At 30.8% G+C, this 12,711-nt stretch carries 7 protein-coding genes; 6 read left to right on the plus strand and 1 reads right to left on the minus strand.

The window, feature by feature from the left end:
* Position 1: 1 nt before the first annotated feature.
* The 6 genes from P161_RS19210 (at position 2) to P161_RS0116665 (ending at position 11,614) form a co-directional block, all read left to right on the plus strand.
* Complete coding sequence (locus P161_RS19210; RefSeq protein ID WP_081817056.1) at positions 2-2,194, plus strand: endonuclease; 2,193 nt, start codon at positions 2-4, stop codon at positions 2,192-2,194.
* 63 nt (positions 2,195-2,257) lie between these two features.
* Positions 2,258-4,342, plus strand: coding sequence for an endonuclease (locus P161_RS19215; RefSeq protein WP_051605788.1), 2,085 nt, complete (start codon positions 2,258-2,260; stop codon positions 4,340-4,342).
* A gap of 166 nt (positions 4,343-4,508) precedes the next feature.
* A complete protein-coding gene (purL, locus tag P161_RS0116650; RefSeq protein WP_026778025.1) occupies positions 4,509-8,201 on the plus strand; it encodes a phosphoribosylformylglycinamidine synthase in 3,693 nt (1,230 codons plus the stop codon).
* 124 nt (positions 8,202-8,325) lie between these two features.
* Positions 8,326-9,129 carry an AraC family transcriptional regulator gene (locus P161_RS0116655; RefSeq protein WP_026778026.1) on the plus strand — a complete coding sequence of 268 codons (804 nt, stop codon included), beginning with the start codon at positions 8,326-8,328 and terminating at the stop codon, positions 9,127-9,129.
* A 571-nt stretch (positions 9,130-9,700) separates the two neighbouring features.
* Positions 9,701-10,582 carry a hypothetical protein gene (locus P161_RS0116660; protein ID WP_051605789.1) on the plus strand — a complete coding sequence of 294 codons (882 nt, stop codon included), beginning with the start codon at positions 9,701-9,703 and terminating at the stop codon, positions 10,580-10,582.
* Between the two features lie 27 nt (positions 10,583-10,609).
* Positions 10,610-11,614 carry a fasciclin domain-containing protein gene (locus P161_RS0116665; protein WP_026778028.1) on the plus strand — a complete coding sequence of 335 codons (1,005 nt, stop codon included), beginning with the start codon at positions 10,610-10,612 and terminating at the stop codon, positions 11,612-11,614.
* A 141-nt stretch (positions 11,615-11,755) separates the two neighbouring features.
* Here P161_RS0116665 and P161_RS0116670 read toward each other — a convergent pair whose 3' ends face one another.
* Positions 11,756-12,706, minus strand: a complete 951-nt coding sequence (locus P161_RS0116670; protein ID WP_026778029.1) for an alpha-E domain-containing protein — start codon at positions 12,704-12,706, stop codon at positions 11,756-11,758.
* Positions 12,707-12,711 lie beyond the last annotated feature (5 nt).

Genomic DNA, 12,711 nt, shown 5'->3' on the forward strand with positions numbered 1-12,711 from the left:
AATGAAGAAACTATTACTTTTAGCACTAACTATGTTCTCATTTACTTTCTTTGCCCAGCAAAGTTATTATAATGATGTAGATTTAACGCTTTCTGGCATGCAACTTAAAGATGCTTTGGCTACCAAAACAATTGCTGCACATACTCGTTTTTTAGAATATACTAGTAGTGGACCAGATGTTTGGGATGCTACAATTGCAACTGATGACAATGTTAATTTTTCTGGTGATGTTGTTTTATTCTATGGCTGGGAAAATGGCACAGATAATGATGATACCAATGATTATTCGAGAGATAATCGTTATCAAGATAATGGTAGTGGAGATCCTTTTGCTTGGAATAGAGAACATGTTTTTCCTCAATCGTTATCAAATCCGCCAATGAATACAGAAATTCCAGGTGCCTCTACAGATGCGCATCATTTAAGAGCGGCAGATAGAGTTCGTAACTCAACTAGAAATAACAGAAAATTCGGAAGAGGTTCTGGTACTTCTAATTTTTCTAACTTAGATTTTCATGAAGGATTAGATGGTCCAAATACTGCTGCTTGGTATCCAGGAGACCAATGGAAAGGAGATACTGCAAGAATGATGATGTATATGTATTTAAGATATGGTAGTGTTTGTTTACCAACTGCAGTTGGTGTAGGAAGTAAAAAATTTACACCAGATGAAATGATTGATCTATTTTTAAAATGGAATGCAGAAGATCCTGTTTCTGATATAGAAATTGCTAGAAACACCTATCATGCAGACCTTTCTAATAGAGCTGCACAAGGAAATAGAAATCCATTTATAGACAATCCATATTTAGCAACAAGAATTTGGGGAGGTGAATCTGCTGAAGATATTTGGGGTATTTACAAAAGTACAGATACACAAGCACCTACAACACCAATAAACGTAACCTTAAGTAATATTTCTTTAAATTCTATTGATGTTTCTTGGGATGCCTCAACAGATAATATAGGAGTAACAGGTTACAATATTTTTGTAGATGGCGTTTTAACAGCACAAACTGCAAATACTAGCATTTCTATTACAGATTTAAACACAAATACTGCATATTCATTTACAATTGTAGCAAAAGATTTAATTAACAATATGTCTGCTGCAAGTACTCCTGTAAACGGAACAACGTTGCAAGATGCAAATCCACCATCAATACCAACTAATGTTGTAGTTAGTAATGAAACTGATACGTCTTTTAAAATTTCTTGGACAGCTTCTACAGATAACAATGCAGTTTCAGCGTATGAAATTTATATAGATAATATTTTAAATGGAACAACTTCAAATACTTTTTTCACAGTAAATGGTTTAACTAAATCAACAACTTATAGTGTAGAAGTTTTAGCTGTAGATACAGATAATAACAAATCTGACAAGACAACTGCAATCTCTGCAACTACATCTGCAGGCGCTTTTAACGGTGTTTCAGAATTGTTTATTTCTGAATATACAGAACCTGCTGCAGGTTCAGGGAATCAAAAAGCTATTGAAATTGTAAACCTTTCTGGTGCTACCATAAATTTATCTGCTTACTCCATACAAAAACAGTCTAATGGAGGTTCTTGGGTAGATGATTATCCTTTAGGAAATGGAAATATTATTCCTGGAGACGTATTTGTAATTGTGCATGCTGATGTATCTGAACAAATACTTATTGATGAAGCAGATTTATATGGACCACCTAATATAGATACTTTTCCTTATCAATTTGGATCACCTATGAACTTTAATGGAAACGACCCAATTGGTTTATATAAAAATGGTTTTTTGATTGATATTATTGGTGAAGAAGATAGAACTAGCGACCATATTCATAACAAAACTTGGCGAAGAAAAGCAACCATTATAGCTCCAAACACAAGATTTGACACAACTGAATGGGAAGTTTTACCTGCTGGAACTTTAGATAATTTTGGAAGTCATTCATCTACCTTAAATACAAATAACATTGTTTTAGATACTTTTAAAATGTATCCAAATCCTACAAATGGTAATAAAGTGTATTTTAACTTATCACAAGATACTCATATTCAAATTTACAATGTTTTAGGAAAACTAGTTTTGAACACAAAACTTTCTAGAGACCAAAACTCTATCAATGTTACTGATTTATCAAAAGGAGTTTACATGGTTAAAATAAAAACTGGTACTCAAGCAACTTTAAAGAAATTAATAAAAAACTAATTTTTAATTTTATAAACAAAAAACGATTCTTAATTGAATCGTTTTTTTTAATTTTTAAAATCAATGAAAAAAATATTACTCTTAACTTCTCTTTTCTTAACGTTTGTAGCTTCTGCTCAACAAGATTATTATAATGATGTAGATTTAACTGCAGAAGGTATCAACTTAAAAAACAATTTAGCAACAAAAACAATAAATGAACATACTAACTTTTTAAGTTACACTCCTGGTGTTTGGGAAGCACTTAAAGTTACTGATTTAAATCCTAGCAATACCTCAGAGGTTTTATTAGTCTATGGCTACTCAGCTTCTGGAAACACAGCACGTTCAAGAGGTAGAGATGAAAATGGTGGAGATCAAGGAGACTGGAATAGAGAGCACACCTACCCAAGATCTTTAGGAAACCCTAACTTAGGTAGTGTTGGTGCTGGTGCAGATGCACATCATTTAAGACCTTCGGATGTAAATTATAATGGACAACGTGGAAGTTTAAAATTTGCTGACGGTTCTGGAAATTCTGGAAATGTTTCTGGTGGATGGTATCCAGGTGATGAATGGAAAGGAGATATTGCAAGAATGATGATGTACATGTACATTCGTTACGATTCACAATGTTTGCCAAATGTTGTTGGTGTTGGCAGTTCTGCAAACACTCCAGATAATATGATTGATTTATTCCTAAAATGGAACGTAGAAGACCCTGTTTCTGATTTTGAAATACAAAGAAATACATATCACGATTCGAATGCAACTTACGCTCAAGGAAATAGAAATCCTTTTATAGATAATGCCTATTTAGCAACAAGAATTTGGGGTGGTGATGCTGCAATAGATTCTTGGGGTATTTACATCACAGCTGATGATGAAGCTCCAACAGTACCTACAAATGTTACTTTAAGTAATATTACAACAACAAGTATGGATGTTGCTTGGTCTGCTTCTTCAGATAATGAAGCAGTTACTAAATACGAAGTTTTTGTAAATGGTACTTTGAATGGAAATACAACAACCACAAATTATTCAATTACAAATTTAAATCCTAACACAACTTATAGCATTAGTGTTTTAGCAAAAGATATCGCGAATAATGCTTCAGCACAATCTACAGTTGTAAACGGAACAACATTAGCAGATTTAGAAGCACCTTCAATACCTACAAATATTACTATTAGCAACCAAACAGGTTCAAGTTTTAGAGTAAATTGGGAAGCTTCAACAGATAATTCTGGTGTAACTAGTTATGATATTTTTGTTGATGGTAGGCTTCATGGAACATCAACTAACACAAGCTATGATGTTACTGATTTAGCTGTTTCTACCACCTACAGCATAACTGTTTTAGCAAAAGATGCTGCCAACAATAGCTCTGCACAATCTAATCCTGTAAACGGAACAACTTCAGATGGAACTAGTGATGTTTCAGAATTATTTTTCTCCGAATATATTGAAGGAAATAGCTTTAATAAAGCGTTAGAAATTGTAAACTTAACAAGTAATGATATAAACTTAAATCCATATACTATAAAAAGACAATCTGGTGGCGTTTGGGAAGCTCCATTGCAATTATTAGGCACCATTTTTATAAATGATGTATATGTAATTATAAATTCTGATGCAACAAATGCAGATATACTTCGTGAACAGGATTTAGCAGTTGCAAACGTTACTCCAATGACTTTTAATGGAGATGACAGAATTGGTCTTTTTAAAAATGACGTACTAATAGATATCATAGGAGATTTAGATGGTACAGATACTTTTGCAGAAAACGTAACCTTAAGAAGAAATACAAATGTAAAAGGCCCTACAACAACTTTTAATGAACAAGCAGAATGGTCAGATTTTTTCTCTACAGAAGTGGTTTATAGTGATATTGGTAATTTTAATGGCACTTTAAGTATATTTAAGAATGATTTTTTAGATACTTTTAAAATGTATCCAAATCCGACCAATGGAAATTTTGTAAATATTGATAATTCATCAGACGCAAATATCACCATATATAATACTTTAGGAAAAGTTGTAAAATTAACGACGATAACTTCAGAAAAAAACAGCATTGATATTTCTGATTTATCAAAAGGAGTATATTTTATAAAGTTAGAAGTTGACAAAAAATCAATAACTAAAAAATTGATTAGAAATTAATCGAATTTTTGAAAAAATATTTTGAAAAAGGCTGTCTTAATAGATGGTCTTTTTTTTTGGTTGATAAACAATTAAATAACTCCATAACTTCAAAGAAATTAATTATTAGTATTCAATTGAAAAAAAGTAAATTTGCATTTTTCAACATTATACCAAAAACACGATAATGATTCATTTTTTCGGAGATTTAAAAAGTAAAATATTTGCAGTTCAAACCACTAAGAAACTAGCAAAAACTACCATTGATAAATTAACTTGGTTATTTGCCAATCAACCAAAAATAGAAGAACTATCTATTGATGCCAATTTTGTTGGACCAAGAGCTGCAATGATTACTCCTTGGAGTACAAATGCTGTAGAAATTACACAAAACATGGGGATCAAAGACATCATTAGAATTGAAGAATTTAAAGCTGTCTCTGAAGATTTTACAGATTTTGACCCAATGATTTCTGAAATGTATAAAGGTTTGCATCAAGATTCATTTGATATCAACATAAAACCAGAAGCTGTTTTAAATATTGATGATATTGCTGCTTATAATAACCAAGAAGGGTTGTCTTTAAGTGATGAAGAGGTTGAGTATCTAGAAAGTGTAGCAACTAAAATTGGAAGAAAATTAACAGATTCTGAAGTTTTTGGATTTAGCCAAGTAAACTCAGAACACTGCAGACACAAAATATTTAATGGAACTTTTGTAATTGATGGCGAAGAAATGCCAACATCATTATTTAAGTTGATCAAAGAAACTTCAAAACAATTTCCAAACGATATCGTTTCTGCCTATAAAGATAATGTGGCTTTTATAAAAGGTCCAAAAGTGGAACAGTTTGCTCCAAAAACAGCAGACAAACCCGATTTTTATCAAACAAAAGAATTTGAATCTGTAATTTCTTTAAAAGCAGAAACACACAATTTTCCTACAACAGTTGAGCCTTTTAATGGAGCTGCAACTGGTTCTGGAGGAGAAATTAGAGACAGATTGGCTGGAGGAAAAGGTTCTTTACCTTTAGCAGGAACAGCTGTGTACATGACATCGTATTCAAGATTAGAACAAAATAGATATTGGGAACATAAATTTGAAGCAAGAGATTGGTTGTACCAAACTCCAATGGATATTTTGATAAAAGCCTCAAATGGAGCTTCCGATTTTGGAAACAAATTTGGACAACCTTTAATTACAGGTTCTGTTTTAACTTTTGAGCACGAAGAAAATTCTTCTGTAAGTGATGCTCCTGCAAGAAAATTAGGGTTCGATAAAGTAATTATGCAAGCTGGAGGAATTGGTTATGGAAAAGCAGATCAAGCTTTAAAAGATACTCCAAAAAAAGGCGATAAAATTGTAATTCTTGGTGGTGAAAACTACAGAATTGGAATGGGTGGAGCTGCAGTTTCATCTGCAGATACAGGAGAATTTGCGTCAGGAATTGAATTAAATGCTGTGCAAAGATCAAACCCAGAAATGCAAAAACGTGCTGCAAATGCAGTTCGTGGAATGGTAGAAAGTGATGAGAATTTTCTTGTTTCTATTCATGATCATGGAGCTGGAGGTCATTTAAATTGTTTATCAGAATTGGTAGAAGATACAGGTGGAAAAATCGATTTAGACAAATTACCAGTTGGTGACCCAACTTTATCTGCCAAAGAAATTATTGGAAATGAATCTCAAGAAAGAATGGGATTGGTAATTGCTGAAAAACATCTAGAAACATTACACAAAATTGCAAATAGAGAACGCTCTCCTATTTACGATGTTGGCGAAGTTACTAATGATAACAGATTTACTTTTGAATCAAAATCTACAGGAGAAAAACCTATGGATTTAGCTTTGGAAGATATGTTTGGTTCCTCCCCAAAAACAATAATGACAGATAAAACTGTCATCAGAAATTATAAAAATTCAAGATATAAAATAAAGAATTTACAAGTCTATTTAGAGCAAGTTTTACAGTTAGAAGCTGTTGCTTGTAAAGATTGGTTAACAAACAAAGTTGATAGATGTGTGGGTGGTAAAGTTGCCAAACAACAATGTGTTGGACCATTGCAAATTCCATTGAATAATGTTGGAGTAATGGCTTTAGATTACAATGGTAAAGAAGGCGTTGCAACTTCAATTGGGCACTCCCCTATTTCTGGTTTAATTGATGCAGCTGCTGGAAGTAGAAATGCCATTACAGAATCTTTAACCAACATGATTTGGGCACCTTTAAAAGATAATTTAGATTCAGTTTCATTATCTGCAAATTGGATGTGGCCTTGTAAAAATGAAGGTGAAGACGCTCGTTTATACAAAGCTGTAAAAGCAGTTTCAGAATTTTCGATTGCTTTAGGAATTAATGTTCCAACTGGTAAAGATTCTTTATCAATGAAACAAAAATATGCAGATGGTGAAGTTATTGCTCCAGGAACTGTTATTATTTCTGCTGCAGGAAACTGTAACGCAATTAGTAAAGTTGTTGAGCCGGTTTTACACGTTGATGGAGGCAATATCTATTATATTAATATTTCTCAAGACGAATTTAAATTAGGAGGAAGTTCTTTCCATCAAGTTTTAAATACGATTGGTAATGAAGCTCCAGATGTTAAAAACGCTGCTTTTGTAAAGAACACATTTAATACAATTCAGAATTTAATTAAAGATGATAAAATTTCTGCTGGGCATGATGTAGCTTCTGGTGGTTTGATTACAACTCTTTTAGAAATGTGTTTTGCTGATGTAAATTTAGGAGCTAATTTTGATATTTCAGCTTTAAACGAAGAAGATTCAATTAAAGTTTTATTCTCAGAAAATTCAGGAATTGTTTTTCAAGCGGATGCTTCTGTAGAAACAATTTTATCAGTAAATAATATTGAATTTTTCAATATTGGAACTGCTAATAATTCAGGAAAAGTAAATATCAAAAATAACCAAGAAAGTTTTTCTTTTGAGGTTGCTAAAATGAGAGATGTTTGGTACAAAACTTCTTATTTATTAGATGATAAGCAAACTGCAAACGATTTGGCTAAAAACAGGTTTGATAATTATAAAAATCAACCTTTAACCTATAAATTTCCAGAAAATTTTACAGGAAAACTTCCTGTCATTTCGAACGCAGTCGAGAAATCTCGTCCAAAGGCAGCCATTCTTAGAGAAAAAGGTTCTAACTCAGAACGTGAAATGGCAAATGCAATGTATTTAGCTGGTTTTGATGTAAAAGATGTGCACATGACCGATTTAATTTCTGGGCGTGAAACATTAGAAGATATTCAATTTATTGGTGCTGTTGGTGGTTTTTCTAATTCTGATGTTTTAGGTTCTGCAAAAGGTTGGGCAGGTGCATTTCTATACAATGCAAAAGCCAATAAAGCCTTAAAAAACTTCTTTAAAAGAGACGATACTTTATCTGTTGGTATTTGTAATGGAGCGCAATTATGGATGGAATTAGATTTGATAAATCCAGAACACAAAGTTCATGGGAAATTAGTTCATAATGATTCTAAAAAACACGAAAGTTCTTTTACTTCTGTAAAAATTCAAGAAAATAATTCTGTAATGTTATCTAGTTTAGCTGGAACTGAATTAGGGGTTTGGATTAGTCATGGAGAAGGAAAATTCAATTTACCAGAAGCTGAAGAAAACTATAATGTTGTTGCAAAATATAGTTATGAAGGTTATCCAAATAACCCAAATGGCTCTGATTTTAACACAGCAATGCTGTGTGATAAAACTGGTAGACATTTAGTGACTATGCCACATATAGAGCGTTCTACTTTTCAATGGAATTGGGCAAATTATCCTGCAAACAGAAAAGACGAAGTTACACCTTGGTTAGAAGCTTTTGTAAATGCAAAAAATTGGATTGATGCTAAGAATTCTTAAAACTTAAACACTAAGTTTTACGAGAAATTTATTGATTATCATAATTATTTTAACATAATTTTAGTATTGTAGGATTCTTTTATCTATTTTTAAGATTCAATTAATTGCTGATTAGAAATAAATTATGGAATTCAACTACATTGCTACACAAGATAAAAATGGATTCGTAAAAAATTTATTTAAACTTTCATTTGTAAATGATGATACTCCTTTTAGTACTATAATAATACCTGTTGGTTTTACGTCTTTTGCCTATTTGTTTAACGATGGGCAAACTTCCTTTTTAGGTGATAAAGAAATAAAACTAAAAGGACTTATAATAACTGGACAATGTTATGGAGCTTATAATTATTTTGTAAACAAGAGTGGTTTAACCTATGGTATAGAACTGCATCCTACAGCACTTTATAAAATTTTTAATACTGATATTTCAAAATTCACAAACAAACACACACCTTTAAAAGAAATTAATAAAGATCTAGATTGTTCTTTCTCTAAAATATTTTTGAAAACTAAGAATGATGAAAAAGCTTTCGCCAGTAAAATTACAAGTTTTTTAGATAACATAAATCCTTTTATAGATAGTGATGTTATCCAAATTGATAAAGCAATCGATTATATTTTTGAAAAACAAGGGATGCTTCAAATTAGCGATTTGTTAAACTTAGTACCTTTTAGTCAAAAATCATTAGAAACAAAATTTAAAAAAATAATAGGGTTAACTCCAGGTAAATATATAAGAATGATTCGTTTTTCTGAATTAATGAGAAAGTATGAAAGTAAAAAAATAGATATGAATGATTTAATTGTTATGTATAATTATTATGATAAGTCTCATTTTTTTAAAGATTTTAAACTATTCTTGAGCCAAAACCCAAGAAATTACTTTAAAATGGAGTATCCTTTGCTAAAAAAATATTTAAAATAATTAATTTTACGATTATTTACAATTTAATTCATAATAATATGTTAAATTTACAATAATTAATTATATATAGTTTTGGGGGAAACTTTATTTAATAATTTTAGAGTACTAATTTTTATAATTAGTACTCTTTTTTTTGGACTAAATTTTAAATAAAACACCTCTTAATAAGTAAAATTACTTTTCTATAAGCCTTTCGTTTACTTTTCACTTACAAAATTCTGAAGGAATGATTCCTTGAAAAATTGAAAATGTATCAATCTATTCCTATTAATGTATCATAAATTTTAATGTGTGGTTTCGAATTTTAACAATGAAACCACTAAAATTCATTTTAAAAAAGTTTTTTAAAAAATAAATTTAAATATTATAAAAAAAACTTTTAGCAACAAACAAACATTCAACTAACTGATTTTTAGTGTTTTAATTTTTCATCTTCATACTTACTTGTAGTATTTATAGCATACAAACAACTTTTTTTTGCTTTTAATATCATTTTAATAAAACCAACCCTTAAGATTTCTCGTATATATTTTTGAAAACAATAATTATTAACTAAAATCAAATTAAAATTATGAAAATCAATTTAAAATTACTTGGAGGAATGCTTTTTATGCTTCCTTTAACAATGGCAGCTCAAAGTCCTATAAGTGGATTCATGAAAGCAAAAGGGGAAGGTAGTATAACAGTTACACAATCTAGAGAAGATTATAATGATGTTTTTTTAGTACCAAACAAAGTAAATTCAGTTCCTGTATTTAATGAGGTAACTACAAAAAGTGTTTCATTGTATGCAGAATACGGTTTTTCTGACCGTTTAAATTTTGTAGTAAGTTTACCTTATATACAAACAACAGGTGAAGCAACTCCTGCTACTTTAGCAAACAATGGCTTTGAAAATGAAAGAAGTGGATTTCAAGATGTAAGCATTTATGCTAAGTACAAAATTAAATCGTACGAAGTTATGAGTGGTAACTTAGACATTATTGGTGCTTTAGGTGTTGAAACGCCTTTAGGAAACTATAATGTAGATGAAGGTTTACAATCTATTATTGCTATTGGTAATCGCTCAACAGATATTACTGGACTTGCAATTGCTAATTACAAACACAACTCAGGAGTTTTTGCTATTGGTCAAGTGGGCTACAGCTTACGAAGCAATGAAGTACCAAACGCTCTTATTAGTCAGTTAAAAATAGGGTATGCAGCCTCAGTAATTTATGGTGATATTTATATTGCAAACCAATTATCTGGATCTGATGGAGTAGACATTTTAGGTGAAGGTTTTACTGGATTTTTCCCTGCAACTCGTGTAAATTACACAAGAATTGGCGCTAATATGTTTGTACCAGTTGTTAAAGGATTTGGTTTAACAGCAGGAATAAACACCTACATATCAGGACGAAATTTAGGAGATTCTACAGGAGCCTATAGTGGACTTTCTTTCTCATTTTAATCAAACATTAAACTAAAACAAATAATCATGAAAAATATATATAAAAAATTCGGTATTGCACTTGCTTTTTCAAGTGTACTTTTAACTGCAACTTCTTGCGAAACAACCTCTTCTTATGAAGATGAATTACCATCAATAGCAAATATTGCTGTATCAAATGACGCGTTTTCTACGCTAGAAGCAGCAGCTATTAATGGTGGAGTTGCAGGAGTTTTAAGTAATAGTAATCCTAATGATGCATCAGGAGATTACACAGTATTTGCACCAAACAATAGTGCTTTTGCACGTTTAGGTTTAAACGAATCTACGTTAGGTGTTTTACAAACTCCTTTTTTAACAAATACTTTATTATACCATGTTTCTAACGGAAATTTAACTAGTTCAGCAATTACTGCAAATGGAACTTCTGCATCTGCTTTAGGTGGATTAACTAGAAGATTTGTAAGTAGAGATGGATCACTTTTTATCAACGGATCTAAAATTATTGCTACAGATATTACTGCAGAAAATGGAACTGTACATGTAATTGATAAAGTGATGATTGCAACTGGAGGTAATGTTGTAGAATCTGCAATTGCACTACAAACAGCTTCAGTATTTAAAACCCCAGAATTAAGTTATTTAGTAGAAGCTGTAGTTTTTGCTGGTTTAGCAGATGCTTTGAGCAATCCTGCTGCAAAATTTACAGTATTTGCGCCAAATGATCAAGCTTTTATTGACCTAGGTGCAGCTTTAGGATTAACTTTTGATGAGCCTTCTGATGTTAGGATGATTGATAAAGATTTATTAACTGCGGTTTTATTGAATCACGTATTTGCAGATACAAGTAAAGATAGCTTTACTTCTGAATTAAATGCAGGTTCTTATAATGCTTTAGGAGATGATAACATTCAATTAGGAGCTTATAACAATGGTGTTTTAACTGTTAGTGGTTCAGGAAATGCAACTCCTGCAAACATGGTAATTCCAGATGTGCAAACTACAAATGGTATTGTACACGTAATTGACCAAGTATTGTTACCTGTATTATAAAATTATATTTCGTATAATTTTTAAAGGCAACTGTTTAAAACAGTTGCCTTTTTTTCTTCAAACTTTTAGAGTCGTTTCAGCATAAAAAAAATCCACAAAAAAATAATTTCTGTGGATTTTTGTACGTTTAAATATTTTTAGTTAATAGAGACTAAAATAATCTTTATCCATTTTTTCACCAACTAAAGACAAATCTTCAACTAATTTTTCTATACAAACCTTTAAATCTCCTTGCACATCTTCAATAGTTTTATATTGATGATCATATTTCAATTTCCCGATTAAAAATGCTGCAGAATCTTTGTGTGGAATCTCTTCTTTTGATAAATATCCAATATAATAATGAATACTATTTAAAGAGTTCATAATAGAACGTGGACAAGTAGGATTTAGAATTAAAAAATCTAAAACAGTATGGCTTGTTGGCACTTTTCTATAAAATCTACGCATCATGTCATAACTTTCTACACATTTTAATAAGGTAGTCCATTCATAACTGTTATTTACAGAAATATCTGAATTTACTTTTTCTACTAATGCATCATTATATTTAGAGTTTATAATACGAATTACTTGGTTTGCTCTTTCTATATAAATGCCTAACATAATAATAGCGTACACTTCATCATGTAGTAATGTTCCTCTTATTTTGGTTCTTAAAGAGGCTATATTTGCAGTTACCATTGTTGTAAAATCAAATAAACCATTTTTTACAAAAACATCTTTACTATAATTTTTTACAACTCTATTTAACGTGTTTATGGATTCGTACAATTCTGATGAAATTAAATCTCTTGCACCATTTGCATTTTGCTGTGCATTTTGAATTGATGACAAAATTGAGAATTGTTTATCCGGATTTAATCCAATGTCATATAGAACTTTTTGTTCATCTAATTCTTTAACGTCTTTTAATTCCTCTTCATCAGCAACAAAAAGCATTGATCGTAAAACAAATTGTCTTGATTGAGATAACTCGTTTGGAGCATCTAATGAAGAAAAATAATTTACATTCATATATCTTGCTATATGTTCTGAACGTTCTAAATAACGTCCCATCCAAAATAAATTATTGGCTACTCTTGCTAACATAAATT

The organism is Polaribacter sp. Hel_I_88 (genome assembly GCF_000687935.1).
Lineage (GTDB): Bacteria > Bacteroidota > Bacteroidia > Flavobacteriales > Flavobacteriaceae > Polaribacter.